This is a genomic window from Methylobacterium sp. Leaf91 (assembly GCF_001422815.1).
Classification (GTDB): Bacteria; Pseudomonadota; Alphaproteobacteria; order Rhizobiales; family Beijerinckiaceae; genus Methylobacterium.
In genome coordinates this window covers 144,699-162,444 of record NZ_LMMP01000003.1, presented here as the reverse complement: position 1 = coordinate 162,444, position 17,746 = coordinate 144,699, and the positions used below count along the sequence as shown (strand labels likewise).

Sequence of the window (17,746 nt, the reverse complement as noted above, 5' to 3'; positions counted from 1 at the left end):
GGGACAACCAGAAAGTGAGCGCCGTGGCAAAGTCAGCGACCAGAATCAGGACCATGCACGTGCTGGCTGCGTTGCTGGCCTCCATCACGGCGACCTTCCTCACCGCTCCGGCACGGGCGGATGAAGGGGGAGCGAACCTGTATCTGGCCGGCTCCTTCGCCAGCATGGCGGCGGTGCCGGGCATGCCGGGATGGTCGACGAGCCTGACCTACTACCACTCGACCGCAAGAGTTCAGAACGTCTCCGAGAGGGCGGACCTCGCTTATGCGGGCATCACCTATTCCCTCCCAACGCCGGTGCTCGACGGGCAATTGTCCCTCAGCCTGTTCGGCGCATTCGGCGGGATGGCCGTCGACATCACCGATGTGAGGAACGATTCCCGGGTTGGAATCATGGACCTGACGCCAGCCGCTTCGATGCGCTGGAGCGCCGGAAATCACAACTACCTCGTCTATACCCTCACGAACGTCCCGTCCGGCACCTACAACTCATCACGCCTGGCCAATTTCGGCATCGGGCATTGGGGCCAGGACGCCGGTTTCGGCTACACCTATTACGATAAGGACTTGGGCTACGAACTCTCGGCCGTCGCCGGCATGACGTATAATTTCGAGAATACCAAGACACAGTATCAGAACGGTATCGACGCACATATCGACTTCTCGGCGTCGAAGTTCATCGGCGACCAATACCAGCTCGGGCTGGTCGGCTACGTCTATCAGCAGGTGACCGGCGATCGCGGACGCGGCGCTACATTTGGCCCGTTCAAGGGCAGGGTCTTCGCGGCGGGACCCCAGGTCGGCTACCTGTTTCCGGTAGGCGACGCCCAAGGGTACCTCAATCTCAAATTCTACCGCGAGTTCGAAGCGGAGAACCGCCCGGCCGGATGGAATCTGTGGCTGACCATCGCGATCTCGCCTCGGGGCGCATGAGAGGACGCGCTGGGTTCCTGGTCGCGGCCCGGGCAAGGCATGGCGTCGAGCTAGGGAACGGGATCGAGCGAACCCAGCGGCGTCACGTCGAGGAATCCTTCGTGGACGTCTGGCGCATTTACGTCCCACGCGGCTATTCCCTCCGGAGTAGGGTCTAGCGCGTCGAGGACAGACATCATGTGGCAGACGGTGTTCACCGAATTCACTGCCGGGCCGAAAGCCGATCCGGCCGATCTCGACCGTGCCGAGGCCGAACTCGGTTTCCCGCTGCCGGAAAGCTACCGCAGCTTCTGCCTCGAATGCGGCGCAGGGCTCGCCTGCGGTTCCATCCGCATCGCGGTTCCGAGTTCCACCGAGAGCGCGGACCTCGTGACCCGCTCGGAACTGATCGCGCACAGCATCGCCTCCGTGATCGAGATGCGGGAGGGCCATCGTTTCGATATCGAGGGGGACGATCCGAGCGTGGTCGAGCGCGCCTGTTTCTTCGGTGAGACCGAAGCGGGCGAGTTCCTGTTCTGGGACGTGGCCGTCGGCGCCGACGAGGCCGGGCTCCGGGAATACGAGATCTGGGTGATGGGTGCCGATCTCGAATCGGTGCGGTTCGGGGGGAGCGACCTTCCCGACCTCATGCGACGGGTTCAGGGCCCCGCCGTGCGCGGCATTCTCGGCATGGGCGCGGAGCCCCTGCCCTCCACTTTCCTGGGCCAGGTCTCGTGACGGAAGACGAGGTCCGGGCGTTCGTCGCGGCGTCTGCAGGCGGCCGACGCCTCATCGGGATCGACCTCGGCACCAAGACGATCGGGCTCGCCCTCTCGGATGTGGGCCGGCAGATCGCCTCGCCGCTCGAGACCATCCGCCGGGTGAAGTTCACCCCCGACGTCGCGCGCCTGCGCCTCCTGTGCGAGGCTCACCAGGTCGGCGGCCTCGTCATGGGGCTGCCCCTCAACATGGACGGTAGCGAAGGGCCGCGCGTCCAGGCCACGCGCTCCTTCGTGCGCAACATGAAGCCCCTGCTCGACCTGCCGGTGCTCTTCTGCGACGAGCGCCTGTCCACGGCGGCAGTGACGCGGGCCCTGATCGCGGCGGATGCCTCTCGGGCCAAGCGCGGCGAGGTCGTCGATATGCTGGCGGCCGCCTACATCCTCCAAGGCTGCCTCGACCAGATCCGGGGGCTGCTAGGGGACGAGGAGCGCGAGGAGCGCGACGCCTACTGAGGGGAGCGGCGCTTCACGCCGCCGCCGGCGGCTCGTCGTCTCCGGGCTCAGCCGGCGAATTGAGGATGTCCTCCAACTCGTCCACCAGCATGTCGATCTGGTCCTGGCTCGCCAGCACCTTGAGGGTCTGGCCACTCTCGGTGGCGAGGGCGAGCTCGATTCCCGCGCCGGAGCGCGTGGCGAGGATACGGGCGAGTTTGTGCGTGGCGCTCATGCGGGTCTCCCGTTCGGTTCAGTGTTGGATGGTTTCGGCGGCCAGCAAGGCCACCGCCACGGCCGGGCCGCAGGTGGAGGCCCAGTCGGCGCCCTCCTCCGCGAGCGACGGCGCGATGAGGTCGGTGAGCGCCACTGCCGGGCGTCCCAGGCGCCGGGCCAGCCGCTCTGCCAGGAATCGCCCCGCCCCGCAGACGATCAGAGGTGCATCCGCCGCGATGTCGGGGCGCGAGAGCAGGATCGCCGCCGCATCGTGGAGGGGACGGAGCTGACATTCGGCGAAATGCGCCGCGAGAGCGCGCCAATCCGCTGAGCCTCCCTCCGCATGGTCGCGGCCGATCATACGGGCGAGGCGGATCTCGGTCTCTGGGATCGATTTGCCCTTCATGTCGGCGCTGTGCTGCTGGTCGGCCCCCTCGGGCAGATCGCCGGTGAGACGGTAGACGTCGGCCGTGGTGGCGAAGGTCTCGGCCATCAGGCCCGTGCGTCGGCCCTTGAACGGCGCGGAGGCGGTGAAGGCGAGGACGGGCGTGCGCACCACGCCGGAATAGACCAGCTCGCCCGTCTCCAGGCGCTCGGCGTCGCTGTAACCGGTGGCGGCGGGGTGGCCGTCCACGATGGGGATCAGGTCGGCCGTGGTGGAGCCGATATCGACGAGGAGCGCGTTCGCCGCGTGGCGGCCAGCCAGGGCCGCCGTGGCGTGCCAGTTCGCCGAGGCCACGTCGATGGCGGCGCCCCTCGCCTCGCCGGGCGCGAGGAGCCCGGCCCGGCCACCATAAATCCGCACCGAACCGGCAAGATTCGCGCTCGCCCAGGCAGAGAGCTGCGCCACGCCATCGGTGCGGTCGGAGAAGCAGTCGGTGAGTTCTCCCGTCATGGTGACGACGTGTTCGGCCTCGCCGCGCGCCCAATCCGGCAGCTGCGAAAACGTCTCGTCGAGGGCGGGAAGGCCGCGCCAGAGACGGCAGGGCGCCTGCACCACCGCCTCGACCCGGCCGCCCCGAACCAGGGCCGCCTTGACATGGACCCCTCCGAGATCCCAGCCGATCACCGGGTTGTGCGTGGATGCGGCAGATGTCACGGGCAAGTCCGTACAGGGAGGAACGCGATGAAGGACGGGTTTCGGATCGTTCCGGTGATCGACCTGCGCCACGGAGAGGTGGTGCGGGCCAGGGCCGGGGATCGCGACTCCTATGCCCCGATCGTGACGCCCTTGGCAAAGGGATCGTCGCCCGGGGAGGTCGCGCGGGGTCTCGCGGACGCGATTGCCGCGCGCATCCTCTATGTCGCCGATCTCGATGCGATCATCGATGGCAGGCCTCCGGATCTCGGCAGTCTCACGAAGGTCGCTCTCGCCTGTCCGGGCGTACAGCTTTGGGTCGATGCGGGATTCTCAGGGGCCGCCGGCGTCGATGCGTTCCTGGCGGAGGGGTTGGGCCGCCCGGTGATCGGTAGCGAGAGCCAGCACGATGCCGGCTTGGTGCAGGCGCTGGGCGACCGCGCGGTCTTCTCCCTCGACAGCCGGGGGGCCGAGAGGATGGGGCCGGCGGAACTCCATGACGAGCCGGCGCACTGGCCTTCCGAGGTCATCGTGATGACCCTGAGCCGTGTCGGCGCGGGGACCGGGCCGGATCTCGACCGCCTGTCCGAGATCCGCAGGGTCAGCCCCGCGACGCGGCTCTACGCGGCGGGCGGCGTGCGCGGACCGGGGGATGTCGCCGCGCTGGAGGAGATCGGCGTCACGGGCGCCCTGGTGGCCACCGCGATCCACGACGGGACGCTGCGGCGGTAGAGGGGCGATCCAAGAGTGTCGAGCCCATAAAAAAACGAGGCGGCCGGAGCCGCCTCGTTTCATGTTTCATCGTCCGAGGAAGATGGAAGCCAGTCGCTGGAGCAGGCCCCGCGGTGCGGGCGGAGGCGCGCTCTGCCCAGGACTGTCCCCGATCTAAGCGTTCGACGCGAAGGGGTGCGAAGCGGAGTTGCGCTGCTCGGTGGCGTAGGCAGCGGTGGGCTCGCCCTTGACGGCGCGCTGGATCGACAGCTTCACGGCGTCGTAGTTGTACTTCTGGATCTTGGCGTCGTCGGCAGCTTCCCAGTGAATGAACACGCCGACCAGGATGAACAGGTCGTCGGCTTCGTCAGCGGGGATGATGCCTTCGGCAACGGCGTCCTGCACGGCCTTGGCAACGCCGTACTGGGCGGGGCCGAACATCTGGACGGCCTGACGGGCGTCGTTGATGGTGACCTTGTTGAACATCAGGGTGTTCGGCTTGCAGGGCAGGTTCGGCGCGATGACCGCGAGCAGGCTGGTGAAGCCGTGCTTGTTGTTCACGAGGCCGTTGCAGAAAGCCGTCTCGGCCGGCGAACCGCGCGGTCCGATGATGAGATCGATGTGGGCGACCTCGTTGCCATCGCCGACGAGAGCCTCGCCGACCAGAACTTTGTTGATCTTCGCCATGTGGGGTTTCTCCCAGGAGTCTTGAAAAAGCATGACCGCCCCGTAGTTTGGCGCGGCCGAAAGCCATCCTTGTTCACGGCGTCCAGTCCCATGAGGACCGGACCGGTTTGCCCGGATCGCGGCGCGGACCCTACTCTGGGGTCTCTGCCGGAACAACCCTGCAGGGGGGGCGGATTCGAGCAAAATCTTTGTCTAACGGGGGGTTGAACGCGCCGTTTCATGAATTATGGCGCACTCCGCCGGCACCGGGTGGCCGGTGTCACGGTTGTTCCATCCCGGCCGCCAGCAATCGGTCGGCGAAGAGGGTGGCCACCGTCATGTCCGCGCTGGTGCCCGGATTGAGGTTCTGGCCCTTCCACGAGCGGTCCCGTGCCAAGAGCTCGGTGACGGGGTGCGTGGCGAGATCGAGAGAGAGAAGCTCCGCCGCCTCGGCGCGCAGGGCGTCGGCGCGGTCTGGCCCGTGCTTGCGCGCGACATGGCTGTCGGGGACGGCCGCGAGGTAGCCGAGGAAGACCGCGGTCGTGCTCCAGGGGGGCGTGAGACCCTTGCCGCGCGCCGCCGCCAATGCGGGCAGGCCGATGCCGAAGATGTCGGCGAAATCGGTGACGTAGGCGCGGGCGATCCGATCGCGCGGGGCCGCTTCCGCCATGGCAGCGACGAGGCTGGCGGGCGCCACCGATTCGGTTACGTCGTGCCGCTCGACTCGGCCGAGGCCGCCCGGATTGGCGGCGCGAATCGCCGCGAAGACGTCGGTCGCATCGGCAGCGTCGAGATCATCGAGAGCGTGCGAGAGCGCCGCGCGCAAGGGGCCGCCGTTCTCGGCCGCGCGCGCCAGGGGCGCGCAGAGGAGCAGGATGCCGAGATTGGTATTCTGGCCCACCGCGCCGAGGGTCGCCTCCATGGCGGTGCGGACGCGCCGGCCGATCCGCGCGCCGGGTTCCGCGAGATGGGGAGCGGAAATTTCGGCGCTCGTGACGAAATCGGCCACCGCCATGCGGTGGCCGTCGCCGAAAACATGAACGTTTCCGGGTTTCAGGGCATCGAGCTCGGCCAAGCAGCACGCCTGGTAGGCCGTGGCGATCGCCTCCGGCGAAAGCCCACTCATCCCGATGCCGCGAGGAGCCGGGGGGGCCTCGCTGCCCGTACGGCGTTGAGGAAGCCTCGGGCTACGGCGGCCGCGACGTCGACCTCGGTGACCTGCTGCAGGCCCGACCAGGCCGGCATGGAATTGACTTCGAGGACGAGGTATCCGCCCTCCCCGTCTTCCACAAGGTCGATACCGGTATAGTCGACGCCGATGGCGGCGGCGGCCCGCTCGGCGAGCTCGGCAGCCTTCTCCGGCATCGCCCAGGGCAATGGCCGGCCCCCGCGATGGACGTTGGTGATCCAGCCGTCGCCTTCGCGGATCATGGCGGCGATGGCCCGGCCCTCGCAGACGAAGACGCGGTAATCGCGCCAGAGGCCGTCGTTCCGCGCGATGTAGCGCTGGAGATAGTAGACCCGCGACACGGCCTCCTCGGCGGGCAGGTCTTCCGGCCGTTCGATGAGCTGCAAACCCTCGCCCTGTGAGCCGAAGAGCGGTTTGAGCACCAGTGGCCGGCCCGGTCCCGCCTCGCGGGCGACGCAGGCGGCGGCGGCCTCGCGGCTGGAGAAGACGAAGGTGTCGGGAGTGGGCAGGCCCGCCCTGGCGACGAGGAGGCTCGTCATGGCCTTGTCCACCGAGCGCTCGATGGCACCGGGGGAATTCCAGACCGTGACTCCGGATGCGACGAGGGCGTGGAGCACGCCGAGCCGCATGGTGGTGGCCTCGAAGGTACCCCCGGCGATGGTGCGCAGGAGGACGCCGTCGGGCAACCCGTCGGAGAAGCCCGGTACCCGGAGCGGCTCACCCGCGCCGGTGACCACCGCCACGTCGGCGAGCGAAAACAGCACCGGCTCGGCGCCGAGATGTTCCAGGGCGGCCCTCAATCGGGCCTTGTGCCAGTTGCCGTTATCGGCCGCGAGCCCGATGCGCATGTTGTTCGCAACCTCGACGTCGATCCCTCTCCCCCTTGCGGGAGAGGGTGGCCCGCGAAGCGGGTCGGGAGAGGGGAGCGCCGGTTCCGGACAGGGCTTCCCCTCTCCCGGTCGCTCCGCGACCACCCTCCCCCGCGGAGGGGGGGAGGGTTGCGTGATGGGCCTCAGCTGAAGGAGGCTTCCACCAGTTCCGGCATCAGCCGGCCACCGCGGAAGCTCTTGCCGGTGGTCACCGAGGTGACGATGACCTCAGCCGGGCTGAAGAGCGCGCCGTCGATCTTGTAGAAATCGCCGTTCACCCGGCCGAAGATCTCGGCGAAGGGCGCCCCGTGATCGGCGGAGGTGGTGGAGGGAAGCTGCTCGGCCAGCTGCTTGGCATCCGCCTCGTCGGCCTCGACGAAGAGCTGCACCCGGCCGCCATAGATGATGGCGTCGTTGGTGCGGCCCATGGCCTGGATGAAGTCGGGATGCTGCGGCGAGAGCGGGGCCGAGCCGATGCCGTCGACGATCTTGTGCAGGTCGAAGCCCACGGTATGGGCCTTGTGCAGGGCGACTTCGAGGACGCGGGCGACGACCTGTGTCGAGCCGGCCAGCGACTGGGTCGGTGCGTAGATGAAGGTCAGGGCCTCGGCCGACAGGCCGCAGGCCTCGGCGACCTTGGCGATGACGGAGGCGGGCGGTCCGCCGGCGGCTTCGAGCACCAGGGCGGTCCGGCTGGCCGTGTCACGGTAGCCGAGCTCGTTATAGAGGTCTTCCACCACCGAGACGGCGCGGCCGGGGCCGGAACCCAGGGCGAAGAAACCGGAATCCCCGGTCTCGTCGGCAAGCGACCAGCCGGCATACTGGCTGCCGAGGCAGGCCAGAACCGGATCGGCGGAATGCACCACGACGGAATAGGGCCAGGACGCGATCGGTCCTGTGGGAACGATCGAGACGGTGCCGAGGCCGCCGAGGCAGATCTCGGCGATGCGCCGTCCGGCCTCGATGGAGCCGCGCACGGTGGCGCCGGCATCGACCATGCGCGCGCCGTTCTCGGTGGTGACGGCAAGGCGCAGGGCCTCGGCGTCCGCTACCAGCTTCTCCACGAGGGGAGCGGACAGGGCGTTCAGGCTCGGCGTAGTCCGGAGCGTGGCGGGGGGATGGGTGGTCATCGGGCTTCCTCCGTCGGGGCGAGCAGGGTCCGCAGAGTGGCGGCCCGGACACGCAATAGGTCTCGGGTGGCGGCCGAGTCCGGACCTTGGGCGAACACGGTGCATAACGGTGCATCGCGTGCCACGGGGGCGCCGGATTGTGGGCGGTCGCGAACGAAATCCGGCCAGTCGAGGGGCGGCATCGGCGCGTAGCCGGCTGCCGCGTACCAGATTTCCGTGGCCGCCGCATCCACCGGTGCTGGTTCGATTCGCGGCAAAACGCCGAGGCTCGCGTCGATATGCGCGGTCAGCAGTGGCGTGTCGCGTCGGTCCAGGATGTCCAGCGTGGCTCCTGGGCGCGGGTTGATCTCGGTGAGCCACCATCCCGCCTCGGAGACGAGGAGGTCGGCGCTGGCGAGGCCGCGAAGCCCCGTCGCGGCGACGAGGCTACCAATCGCCGCCGTGATCGCGTCGAGGGCGGGGGCGGCCAGGAAAGGCGGCTCGTGGGCCGCCCGTTCCAGCGCACCGGCATAGCGGAAGGGGCGTAAGGCAGACGGCGCGCTCCATTGCTCGGTCACCGCCAGGATCGCCACCTCGCGCCCGTCGGCCAGGAAGGCGACCGCATGGGCTGTTCCATCGACGCGTCTCTGGAAGTAGGCGCCGGGTGGGGCCCGGCCCATGCCCGCGGGGCGGATATGGCTGCCGCCGGACCCGCCGGCACGCTTGACCAGCCAGCCCGATCGGTCAGCCAGAAGGTCCCGTGTCACTTCGGGATGGGGAATCGCGTGCCGCGCGCAGAGGGCGGCGAAGGCGAACGGATCCTTCAGGGCCCGGACCGAGCGGGGCGTGGCCCCCAGCAGCCTGTGGCTCCGGCCCAGTTCCTCCATCAGGTCCGGGGCGGTCTCGAAGCCGCTGCCGAGAACCAGTCCGATCGGTGGCTTGTCCGTCTTGGCGGCCAGGGCATCGAGCTCGGCCAGAACACCCTCCCCCGTCAGCCCTTCGCCGAAACGGCCCTCGGCGGGGCGATAGCCTTCGGTGAGGGCGCGGGTGTCGGCATCGCCGAAGAGGTCGAGGACATAGGGGCGCAGGCCCGCCCTGCGCGCGGCCTGCGCCAGGGCGCGCCCGGACTGGGCGGCGATGAGAAGTGCGTCACCCTGGGACGGACGCCGTTCGGATGATGCTGCCATTGCGGCGATCGCTTTGGATCACTCCTACGCTGCTCCCACCACCCTGCCTCATCCTGAGGCGACGAGCGAAGCGAAGGCCTCGAAGGAGGCTTCCAGTTTGCTCGGCGGGAGCTGGAGACCTCCTTCGAGGCCCGCTTTCGCGGACACCTCAGGATGAGGTCATGGGTAGGATCGAGCGAGCAGATGAGTGCCCGTCAGCCCGCCACCTCGACGGCGACCTTGTAGGCGTCGCGGAAATCGAGGCAGAGGGGCTCGTCGGCAGCGAGAATCTGGCGGAACAGGCGCGATTGGGTCTGGTACTTGACGTTGCCGACCGCGAGCGCGCCGATGCCGATACCCTTGCCCGTGGGCAGCGCCACGTCCTTGGCGTTCACGTCGATTCCAGCGATGCCGGCGGGCGGTACTGCGTTCACGTCGGAGGCGACGAGGAGCTTCGGCGCCGATTCGAGATCCTGGGCGGACAAAATCGGAATGCCGGCCGGGCCGGCCGAGAGGATCACGTCGGCCTCGGCGATGGCGGCGCGGCGCGCATCGCCGGTCGAGCCGTCCACGGCGCCGACATCGATGCCGAATCGCCATTTCATCGTGAAGGCGATCTTGCTGACACGCTCCTCGCCATCATGCCCGACGAGGACGGTCTTGGCGCCTTCCAGCGCGCCGATCACCGCCGCCACATAAGCCACGACGCCGGCTCCGCCGAAGATGACGATGCGCTTGCCCTTCAGGTCGGTGCCGAACTTCGCCTTGAGGGCGCGGGTCACCTCGGCGACCATGGCGGCACCGGTGGTGAAGGACCCGGCCGGATCGGCCACGATGTGATTGGCGAAGGGCGGTACCAGGGCTTTCTTCGCCCGGTCCATCATGTCGAGGGCGTCCTCGGCATTCTTACCGCCGATGAAGATGCTGGTGCGCGTACCGTCCTGGGGCGAGCGGGAGAAGATCGAATCCTGCACCAGGGAGGTCACGTCCGGCAGGGTTACGTCCGTATAGGTCGCGATCGTCTCGAAGCCAGCATCCACAGCCATGTTCACGTCGAACGGGCTCATATGCTTGAGGGGCGTCAGCATATGCAGAATCGAACGGGCCATCGTCTGTCTCCTCCGCAAGTGTCCGACTCCCTCGCGGGGTCGCCTCTCGCATGGTTTCTTTCACGTCTACATCCAGAACCGGCCTGGGCCGGCATGGTCAAGCGTCGCTTATGCACCAGGTTCCCTTAAAGTCGCGTGACCGAGGCGCCGCTGTTGCGTCCGCGCGCGATCACGAAGCGCAGGGAACCGGGACGTTCGAGGTCGGCCTTGAGCGCCTGGGCCTCGGCCTCCGACGCCAGGAGGGCGAAGCCGGTCGGCCCCCATGAACTCTGGCCGTAGCCGGCCACCCCCCTGGCGGCGATCGCCGCCAGGGCCTCCGCCACGGCGGGGCTCGCATAGCGCCCTCCCTGATGCGGCGCGAAGTGGTCGCCGATCAACCGCTGGATGGTGGTGATGCCAGCCCCGAACCCTTCCGGCTCCGCCGTGGCGACGGAGGGCAGCACTTGCATCAGTACGATGCGGCAAATCTCGGCCGCCTGCGCCTCCGGAAAGCGCGGCAGGTCACGGAAAGCCTCGACCTCACGGGTGCCATGCACTCCCGTCATGCCCTCGTCGAGGATGAGCAGCACCCGCCACGCTTCAGGATAGGCGAGACGCGCGATCAGGGGCGGCGGGCCATTGCTGGCGTCTCGGCCCCCGTCGACGATCAGCCCGCCTTGGGTGAAGGCGGCGAGGCCCACGCCGGACCGGTTGCCACGGTCGAGGGCATCGGCGAAGGCGTCGGGTGAAAAGGGACGGCCGTCGAGGGCGGCCAGCGCCGCGGCGACACTCAGCGCGAGCTGCGTGCCCGAGCCGAAACCGGCATGGGCGGGGATCGCCTGGTCCACCTGTAGGGCGGCGTGCCCTGCGATGCCGAGATGGCGCGCCGCCGCCTCGGCATAGCCCCTGGCGCGCCCGGCCTCGAGCCCGTCCACCCGGAGCCCCGCCGCCGGCCTCGCGGTGAGATCGATGGAGGGGGCGTCGACCGCGAGGCCGATGCTCCCGAAGCGCCGGCCGAGGCCGCCATGAAGATCGAGAAACCCGAAATGCAGGCGCGCGGGTGCGTGCACCCGGACTGCGCCGCGTGTCGCCGCTTCCTGGCTGAGAGGCCGTTCGTCGGCGATCCGGTCCACGGCGAGCTCCTTTATCGTGACACGCTCCCGTCCCGGCGCGTGTCAGCCGCATCCTCGTCCCGTCGGTCGGTGGCGGGAGCAAAACCGCGCTCGAGACGACGGCCCGGTTGCCGGCTTCTCCCACGGAGGGCCGACCGCTCGCAAGCACCGCCCGCCATCGCGATCGCCATTGCCTCCATGCGATTGCCCCGAAGCGGCGAGCGTGGGGGGTTGCTTGCGACGTCTCCGCGATGCAAACGTGCCGGCCCACTAGGAATGGACTGGCGCAGTCCCGCCGTGCGCGACGCTGAACACAGCGCGTGCCGGGCCCTCGTTCTCCAAGGTGAAGGCATGGCTGCCTGGGTAAAGGGTGGTGCGGTGGACGTGAGCGCGGCGGTGGAGGCCGCCGCGACGCTCCTCGCCACAGCGAAGACCCCGATCGTCACGGGGTTGAGTGCGGATACGAGCGCAGTGAGGGCGGCCTATCATCTGGCCGGACTGATCGGCGCCTCCGTCGATCCCGCCGGTGGCGACGGACTCTATGCGGAGCTCGGTCCTCTCAGTCAGTTCGGTAACCTCAACACGACGCCGGCCGAGGCGATCGGCCGGGCCGATGCCGTACTGGTCGTCGGCCTTCGGCCGTGGGACCGCCCGATCGTGCAGGAGATCGCCTCCTCCGCGCCGGTGCGCGGCCGCGCCGCCGGCTCGGAGCGGACGCTGCTCTCCCTCGGCGGTCCCGGCAACGGAGCCACCCGGCACGTGGCCTATCCCGCCGATACCGGCGGGCTCGCCGTCTCGGTGGCGCATCTGCGCGCTTACGTGAAGGGCAACCTCTCCGGCGAAGCGGCCTTTGCCGACCTCGCCCGTCGCCTCACGACCGCGCAATACGGCGTCGTTCTCTACGATGCGGCCGAGCTCGGTGAGCTCGGCGTGGAGATGCTGCAGGGTCTGGTCCGCGACCTCAACGACCTGACGCGTTTCTTCGCGCTCTCCATCTCCGACGGGTTCCAGGGGCGTGCCGTGACCCAGCTCGCCTCCTGGACCACCGGCCAGCCGCCGCGGGTCGGTTTCGGACGCGACCTGCCCGAGCACGATCCCTGGCGGTTCGATAGCGCGCGCCAGGTGGCCGCCGGTGAAGTCGATGCCGCCCTGTGGCTCGCCGCCATCCCTGCTCCACGCCCGGACTGGCTCGGCAGCCTGCCGACCATCGCCATTGTCGGCGAGGGCAGCCCCGAGGCCACGGGCGACGTCGCCGACATCGTCATCGCGGTGGGAGTGCCCGGCGAGACCGCCGGCGGCGCCCTGTGGAACGAGCGTCGCGCGGCGATCACTTATTCGCCCCCCGTCGGCCAACCGGCCGACCTCACGGCGGCCGGCGTACTCGCCGCCATCCAAGATCGCCTCACGCAGAAGAAGGGCGTCTCATGCTGATCCTGATCCAGGGCGGCCGGGTCGTCGATCCTACCGCCGGCCGCGACGGTATCGGTGATGTCTGGATCGAGGACGGCCATGTCGTCGCCGCCTCCGAGCGCAAGCCCGACCGGACCATCGATGCTTCCGGCTGCGTCGTGATGGCGGGAGGCGTCGAGGTGCATTCGCATATCGCCGGCGGCAACGTGGTGATGAGCCGCCTGCTGCTGCCCGATCTCTATGCCAGCGAGGCCGCGCCAGAAGGCCATCCCTTCGCTCATGCCGGCGGTTCCGCCGCCTGGATCGGCGCCAATTACGCGCGGATGGGCTACACCGTCGCCGTCGAGCCGGCGATGCCGCCGACCAACGCGCTCGCGACGCAGCTCGAACTCGCCGACATCCCGCTGCTCGACCGCGGCGCCCTTACGGTGATGGGCAACGACGACCAGCTCCTCGAATTGCTGCGCCAGCGCGAGGGCAAGGCTGCGGTGCGGGACCTCGTCGCCCTCTCGGTGGCGACCTCGCGTGGCCTCGGCGTCAAGTGCATCAATGCGGGAGGCGCCTCGGCCTTCAAGGACGGGATGCTCAATCTCAGCCTCGACGAGGAGATCCCAGTCTACGGGCTCACCACCCGCAAGATCATGAACGCCCTCCTCGACGCGGTGGAGGAGATCGGTGTCCCGCATCCGCTCCACGTCCATGCCAACAATCTCGGCATTCCCGGCGCCGACGATTCGTTCGTGGCGACGATGGAAGCGGCGGAGGGCCGACGCATCCACTTCGCCCATGCGCAATTCTATGCCTATGGCGCGGCCGATCCTGCCAACCCGGCCACCGGCGGCTTCCGCTCTGCGGCCGAGCGAATCACGGAGGCGATGGAGCGGCACCCCAACGCCACGTTCGACGTGGGTCAGGTCGCCTTCGGCCAGACCGTGACGATCTCGCTGGACGTGATCCGCCAGTTCGCCGGCCGCAAGGGCGCGAACCCGAAGAAGTGGATCATCACGGCGGGCGACGCGGAAGGCGGCGGCATCGTGCCGTTCCTGTACAAGCCGCGCGGCCCGGTCAGCTCCCTGCAATGGGCGATCGGCCTCGAATTGATGCTGCTGTCGGGCGATCCGGAGCGCACCATCCTCACCACCGACCATCCCAATGGCGGCCCCTTCACCGAATATCCGCGGATCATCCATCTGCTGATGGACAAGGAGGAGCGCGACCGTGAGATCGCCGGCCTGCACAAGGTCATCGCCGAGCGGTCCGGCCTGTGCGGAATCGAGCGGGAATATTCCTTCTCCGAGATCGCCCAGCTGACGCGGTCCGGCCCGGCCAAGCTCCTCGGCCTCGCCGATCGCGGCCATCTCCGTGAGGGCGCCCGCGCCGATGTCGCAATCTACCGGGACGACAAGAACCGGACCGCGATGTTCGCCCGTGCCCGACTCGTCCTGAAGGACGGCGAGGTCATCGTCGAGGATGGCGAGATCGTGAACTGGCGTTCGGGCCGGACGTTGGAGCTCGTCGTCGAATCCGACAAGGCGATGGTGACGCGCGCCGACGCCTATCTCGACGCTCGCTTCGGCACCGGCCTCGACAGCTTCACCGTGCCGGACGCGGCCTTCCCCGCGGGAGACGTGTTCGAGGACGTGGCATGTCGCGCATGAAGATCCTGCAGGGCTCGAAGACGATGCGTCGCGTGAGGATGGGTGACTGACCATGGCTGACCTCACCCTCAACGGCATTCCGGTGATCGACACCTTCGCCGAGGCGTTCGACGTCGCCGGTACGGCGCTGATCATCACCAACGACACCGCCAAATGGGCGATGATCGCCGCCGTGACCATGACCGGGTTCGCTACCTCGGTGATCGGCTGCGGCGCCGAGGCCGGGATCGATTGCGAGCTCTCGCCGGAGGAGACTCCGGACGGCCGCCCCGGCGTGCGCGTGCTGCTGTTCGGCTTCGAGCCGAACGGCCTCAAGGACCAACTCCTCAAGCGCGTCGGCCAGTGCATCCTCACCTGTCCTGGCACCGCCTGCTATGCGGGCGTCGACGGGCCTCACAAGATCAAGCTCGGCGGCGCGATCCGGTATTTCGGTGACGGGTTCGCGGTGGCCAAGCGTCTGACCGACCCCGGCTCCGGCAAGGCGCGGCGCTACTGGCGCGTGCCGGTGATGGACGGCGAGTTCCTGTGTGAGGATTTCGTCCGCGCAGTGGACGGCGCGGTGGGCGGCGGCAACCTGCTGTTCCTCGGCCGCAACCATGCCGAGACCCTCAAGGTCGCGGAGATCGCGGTGGATGCCGCTCGCTCGGTGGCGGACGTGATCCTGCCGTTCCCTGGCGGCATCGTCCGTTCCGGCTCCAAGGTCGGAGCACGGACGAAAGGCATGATGGCCTCCACCAACGACGCCTATTGCCCGACCCTCAAAGGCCGGGCCGGCTCCGAACTCGCGGCGGAGGTCGGCGTGGTGCTGGAGATCGTCATCGACGGGCTCACCTCGCGCTCGGTGGCCGAATCCATGCGCGCGGCGCTCCACGCCTCCACCGAGGCGGGTGCCGCGCACGGGCTCGTGGCGGTGACGGCGGGCAATTACGGCGGCAATCTCGGCCGCCACCATTATCACCTGAAGGACCTGCTCTCGAAGGAGCCGGCGAGCGAGGCTGGAGCGGCATGAGCACCCTCACCCTGCGCCAGGAGCCGCCGGAGCGGCTCGATTTTCTCCATGTGAATCCGCTCTCGCTGAGCGGCCTCTCCGAGGCCGAAGCGGCCAGGCTCCCCATCGGCACCAGCCGACGCGGCCTGACGCTGGGCGACGTCTTCGCGATCAGCCTCGACGGCTCCGACAGCCTGACCATCGAGGGCGGGTCATCCCGCTTCGACAGTGTCGGTGCCTCGCTCAGCGGCGGTTCGATCCGGGTCGTCGGCGATGTCGGCCAGCGCCTCGGCGCAGGCATGGCATCGGGCGCGGTGACGGTCACGGGATCGGCCGGCCCCTATGCTGGATCGGGTGCCAAGGGCGGCACGATCACCATCGAAGGGGATGCCGGCGATCATGCGGGCGGCGCAGTCTATGCCGCCAAGGCCGGACTCGACGGCGCCACGCTGGTGATCCGAGGCTCGGCCGGCGATTATCTCGGCGACCGCATGCGGCGCGGGCTGATCCTGGTCGGATCCGCCGGGGCTCATGCCGGATCGCGGATGATCGCAGGCACGATCGCGGCCCTCTCGGTGGGTGACCATCCGGGCTACGGCATGCGGCGTGGGACGATCCTCGCAGGCGGACACGGTGCCCTGAGCCCGAGTTTCGTCGAGACGGGAACGCACGATCTCGTGTTCTTGCGCCTGCTCGCCCGATCCCTGCGCGCCCTCAGCCCCGCCCATGCCGACCTCGCCGCGGGTGCGCTCAAGCGCTATTCCGGCGATCTCGCCACCCTCGGCAAGGGTGAACTCTGGGTTACGGCCGCCTGAGAAACCGGGCGAGTCCCTTGCCGGCGGCGCTCTGCGCCGTCGGCGGAGCCATCACGTATCCGTTAGCCCGGTGCGATCCTGCTGATCGACCGTTGATCGCCCCGCCCTCATTCTCCGGGGCTCTGGACGCATAGGCCACGGCGCTGGCCAGGAAGCCCGGATCGCTCAGATCATGGCTCGCAAGGTTCGTTTCCTCGGAGACGAGACGCCGGATCGGTACGATCGCTCCGTTCGAGATATGCCGGCTAGGCGTCGCCGCGACCCGAAAACCGGTTTCTACGGTACGAGTCTCAAGATCGCCGGACCTGCGCGACACCCAATCCTGCATTTACTTGCCAGGCCCCGCTCCCATGCAGGAGCTGCGTCGTCCCCTTGAAAGCCGGACACCGTTCTCGCGAACATCACAGTGATCATTGTTGCTGATCTGAATGATGCAGAATTATTCTGATTAACAAATGGTTGTAGAAGGTGCGGAGCGGATGTCGCACCGGTGGATCTGGATCATCGGTCGCTCTGAAGGAGAAATACCCTCAGGTGCGCCAGAACACGTGGCTGATTCCCAATTCCTCACCTGAGTCTAACCTTTACCCTTCGTTGACGGCTGCTGCTGTATTCGATGGATGTTGTTGCAGGAATGCGACAGACCTCACGCCCGACCAAGCCTACAAGCGCTCAGGCTTAATGCCCATCAGGACCAGACACACAATGAAAAGACTGCTTCTCGCTACGACCGTTCTCGCCGGCCTGACTGCTGTCGCTTCGGCCGCCGACCTTCCCCGTCGCGCCGCTCCGCCGGTCTTCGTTCCGGTCCCGGTCTTCACGTGGACGGGCTTCTACGCCGGTATCAACGCCGGTTACGCTTTCGACGCCGGCAAGGAAGGCCCCAACTCCTTCCCGGTGGCGAGCCGCTTCACCGCCGCTGGCACCCCGCAGGTCGCCACGTTCAGCAAGGACAGCCAGGACGGCTTCTCCGGCGGCGCGCAGATCGGTTACAACTATCAGTTCACCCCGGGTTCGGGCGTGGTCGTCGGTATCGAAGCCGACGCCCAGTACCTCGATTTCGGCGCCAAGCGTCGTGACTCGGGCGTCGTTGCCGCTCCCGGCTTCGCCATCAACGACCCGCGTGGCCTCTCCAGCCTCGACTTCTTCGGTACCGTCCGCGGTCGCCTCGGCTACGCTTTCGACCGCACCCTCGTGTACGGCACCGGCGGCTTCGCTTACGGCGCTGGCAGCACCGACCGTAGCTTCGGCGGCTTCCAGGGCAACGACGACTTCCGCACCGGCTACGCCGTCGGCGGTGGTATCGAATACGCTCTCCCCACCGACTCGTTCTTCAACTTCTTCCGCGCTTCTGCTGTGACGCTGAAGGTCGAAGGCCTGTACGTGAACCTCGATCGCGGCACCCGCAACCAGGGCGCCTTCATCATCAACACCGCTGCCAACAACGCTGTCGTGCAGTCGATCAGCAGCGGTCGTCGCGACGACGAGTTCGCCGTCGTCCGCGCCGGCCTGAACTACAAGTTCGGCACCTACTAGGATCGTCCAT

Annotated in this window: 18 protein-coding genes; 9 read left to right on the top strand and 9 right to left on the bottom strand. The window is 68.3% G+C overall.

Translation table 11 applies throughout. The features are described 5' to 3' along the window. The first annotated feature begins 53 nt into the window (after positions 1-53). The 3 genes from ASF32_RS04285 (at position 54) to ruvX (ending at position 2,146) form a co-directional block, all read left to right on the top strand. Positions 54-932: a transporter gene (locus ASF32_RS04285; RefSeq protein ID WP_082470448.1), complete on the top strand. Its 879-nt coding sequence runs from the start codon at positions 54-56 to the stop codon at positions 930-932. A 177-nt stretch (positions 933-1,109) separates the two neighbouring features. Continuing rightward, entirely contained in the window at positions 1,110-1,649 is a 540-nt protein-coding gene (locus ASF32_RS04280; protein WP_056423985.1) for an SMI1/KNR4 family protein, read from the top strand. Beyond that, positions 1,646-2,146, top strand: coding sequence for a Holliday junction resolvase RuvX (gene ruvX, locus ASF32_RS04275; RefSeq protein WP_018043477.1), 501 nt, complete (start codon positions 1,646-1,648; stop codon positions 2,144-2,146). Before ASF32_RS04280 ends, ruvX begins: the two co-directional genes overlap by 4 nt. 13 nt (positions 2,147-2,159) lie before the next feature. Here the strand turns inward: ruvX and ASF32_RS04270 are convergent, their stop codons facing one another. Both ASF32_RS04270 and ASF32_RS04265 read right to left on the bottom strand, forming a co-directional pair. Then, positions 2,160-2,360, bottom strand: a complete 201-nt coding sequence (locus ASF32_RS04270; RefSeq protein WP_056423983.1) for a hypothetical protein — start codon at positions 2,358-2,360, stop codon at positions 2,160-2,162. An 18-nt stretch (positions 2,361-2,378) separates the two neighbouring features. Continuing rightward, positions 2,379-3,440: a hydantoinase/oxoprolinase family protein gene (locus ASF32_RS04265; protein ID WP_056424498.1), complete on the bottom strand. Its 1,062-nt coding sequence runs from the start codon at positions 3,438-3,440 to the stop codon at positions 2,379-2,381. Positions 3,441-3,467: 27 nt separating this feature from the next. On the opposite strand from ASF32_RS04265, the gene ASF32_RS04260 reads away from it, so the two are divergent. Then, positions 3,468-4,151: a HisA/HisF-related TIM barrel protein gene (locus ASF32_RS04260; RefSeq protein ID WP_056423982.1), complete on the top strand. Its 684-nt coding sequence runs from the start codon at positions 3,468-3,470 to the stop codon at positions 4,149-4,151. Between the two features lie 153 nt (positions 4,152-4,304). On the opposite strand, the gene fae is transcribed toward ASF32_RS04260, so the two are convergent. The 7 genes from fae to ASF32_RS04225 form a co-directional block, all read right to left on the bottom strand. After that, positions 4,305-4,817 (bottom strand): formaldehyde-activating enzyme, encoded by a 513-nt coding sequence (gene fae / locus ASF32_RS04255; RefSeq protein ID WP_018043473.1) that lies wholly within the window; start codon positions 4,815-4,817, stop codon positions 4,305-4,307. 259 nt (positions 4,818-5,076) lie between these two features. Next, positions 5,077-5,922 carry a triphosphoribosyl-dephospho-CoA synthase gene (locus ASF32_RS04250; protein WP_056423980.1) on the bottom strand — a complete coding sequence of 282 codons (846 nt, stop codon included), beginning with the start codon at positions 5,920-5,922 and terminating at the stop codon, positions 5,077-5,079. Next, positions 5,919-6,833, bottom strand: a complete 915-nt coding sequence (locus tag ASF32_RS04245) for a RimK family alpha-L-glutamate ligase (protein ID WP_056423978.1) — start codon at positions 6,831-6,833, stop codon at positions 5,919-5,921. The genes ASF32_RS04250 and ASF32_RS04245 overlap by 4 nt, the downstream gene beginning before the upstream one ends. Positions 6,834-6,997: 164 nt before the next feature. Beyond that, positions 6,998-7,984 carry a methenyltetrahydromethanopterin cyclohydrolase gene (gene mch / locus ASF32_RS04240; RefSeq protein WP_056423976.1) on the bottom strand — a complete coding sequence of 329 codons (987 nt, stop codon included), beginning with the start codon at positions 7,982-7,984 and terminating at the stop codon, positions 6,998-7,000. Next, positions 7,981-9,150 carry an ATP-grasp domain-containing protein gene (locus ASF32_RS04235; RefSeq protein WP_056423974.1) on the bottom strand — a complete coding sequence of 390 codons (1,170 nt, stop codon included), beginning with the start codon at positions 9,148-9,150 and terminating at the stop codon, positions 7,981-7,983. Before ASF32_RS04235 ends, mch begins: the two co-directional genes overlap by 4 nt. A 194-nt stretch (positions 9,151-9,344) precedes the next feature. Further along, complete coding sequence (locus ASF32_RS04230) at positions 9,345-10,238, bottom strand: NAD(P)-dependent methylenetetrahydromethanopterin dehydrogenase (protein ID WP_056423972.1); 894 nt, start codon at positions 10,236-10,238, stop codon at positions 9,345-9,347. A 125-nt stretch (positions 10,239-10,363) separates the two neighbouring features. Beyond that, entirely contained in the window at positions 10,364-11,350 is a 987-nt protein-coding gene (locus ASF32_RS04225) for a beta-ribofuranosylaminobenzene 5'-phosphate synthase family protein (protein ID WP_056423969.1), read from the bottom strand. Between the two features lie 330 nt (positions 11,351-11,680). Between ASF32_RS04225 and ASF32_RS04220 the strand changes: the two genes are divergently transcribed. The 5 genes from ASF32_RS04220 to ASF32_RS04195 all read left to right on the top strand — a co-directional run bounded on the left by ASF32_RS04220 (position 11,681) and on the right by ASF32_RS04195 (position 17,736). Next, the gene (locus ASF32_RS04220; protein WP_056423967.1) at positions 11,681-12,760 is read left to right on the top strand and encodes a hypothetical protein; all 1,080 of its coding nucleotides are present in this window, start codon (positions 11,681-11,683) and stop codon (positions 12,758-12,760) included. After that, positions 12,754-14,397 carry a formylmethanofuran dehydrogenase subunit A gene (locus ASF32_RS04215; RefSeq protein WP_056423966.1) on the top strand — a complete coding sequence of 548 codons (1,644 nt, stop codon included), beginning with the start codon at positions 12,754-12,756 and terminating at the stop codon, positions 14,395-14,397. The genes ASF32_RS04220 and ASF32_RS04215 overlap by 7 nt, the downstream gene beginning before the upstream one ends. 52 nt (positions 14,398-14,449) lie before the next feature. Further along, entirely contained in the window at positions 14,450-15,406 is a 957-nt protein-coding gene (fhcD, locus tag ASF32_RS04210) for a formylmethanofuran--tetrahydromethanopterin N-formyltransferase (RefSeq protein WP_056423964.1), read from the top strand. Beyond that, positions 15,403-16,200 carry a formylmethanofuran dehydrogenase subunit C gene (locus tag ASF32_RS04205; RefSeq protein ID WP_056423962.1) on the top strand — a complete coding sequence of 266 codons (798 nt, stop codon included), beginning with the start codon at positions 15,403-15,405 and terminating at the stop codon, positions 16,198-16,200. The genes fhcD and ASF32_RS04205 overlap by 4 nt, the downstream gene beginning before the upstream one ends. A gap of 705 nt (positions 16,201-16,905) precedes the next feature. After that, complete coding sequence (locus tag ASF32_RS04195; protein WP_056423958.1) at positions 16,906-17,736, top strand: porin family protein; 831 nt, start codon at positions 16,906-16,908, stop codon at positions 17,734-17,736. Positions 17,737-17,746: the final 10 nt, after the last annotated feature.

Coding starts and splice junctions, on each gene's coding strand:
- ASF32_RS04285 (WP_082470448.1), top strand. CDS start 54: ATGCACGTGCTGGCTGCGTTGCTGGCCTCCATCACGGCGACCTTCCTC.
- ASF32_RS04280 (WP_056423985.1), top strand. CDS start 1,110: ATGTGGCAGACGGTGTTCACCGAATTCACTGCCGGGCCGAAAGCCGAT.
- ASF32_RS04270 (WP_056423983.1), bottom strand. CDS start 2,360: ATGAGCGCCACGCACAAACTCGCCCGTATCCTCGCCACGCGCTCCGGC.
- ASF32_RS04260 (WP_056423982.1), top strand. CDS start 3,468: ATGAAGGACGGGTTTCGGATCGTTCCGGTGATCGACCTGCGCCACGGA.
- fae (WP_018043473.1), bottom strand. CDS start 4,817: ATGGCGAAGATCAACAAAGTTCTGGTCGGCGAGGCTCTCGTCGGCGAT.
- ASF32_RS04250 (WP_056423980.1), bottom strand. CDS start 5,922: ATGAGTGGGCTTTCGCCGGAGGCGATCGCCACGGCCTACCAGGCGTGC.
- ASF32_RS04245 (WP_056423978.1), bottom strand. CDS start 6,833: ATGCGCATCGGGCTCGCGGCCGATAACGGCAACTGGCACAAGGCCCGA.
- mch (WP_056423976.1), bottom strand. CDS start 7,984: ATGACCACCCATCCCCCCGCCACGCTCCGGACTACGCCGAGCCTGAAC.
- ASF32_RS04235 (WP_056423974.1), bottom strand. CDS start 9,150: ATGGCAGCATCATCCGAACGGCGTCCGTCCCAGGGTGACGCACTTCTC.
- ASF32_RS04230 (WP_056423972.1), bottom strand. CDS start 10,238: ATGGCCCGTTCGATTCTGCATATGCTGACGCCCCTCAAGCATATGAGC.
- ASF32_RS04220 (WP_056423967.1), top strand. CDS start 11,681: ATGGCTGCCTGGGTAAAGGGTGGTGCGGTGGACGTGAGCGCGGCGGTG.
- ASF32_RS04215 (WP_056423966.1), top strand. CDS start 12,754: ATGCTGATCCTGATCCAGGGCGGCCGGGTCGTCGATCCTACCGCCGGC.
- fhcD (WP_056423964.1), top strand. CDS start 14,450: ATGGCTGACCTCACCCTCAACGGCATTCCGGTGATCGACACCTTCGCC.
- ASF32_RS04205 (WP_056423962.1), top strand. CDS start 15,403: ATGAGCACCCTCACCCTGCGCCAGGAGCCGCCGGAGCGGCTCGATTTT.
- ASF32_RS04195 (WP_056423958.1), top strand. CDS start 16,906: ATGAAAAGACTGCTTCTCGCTACGACCGTTCTCGCCGGCCTGACTGCT.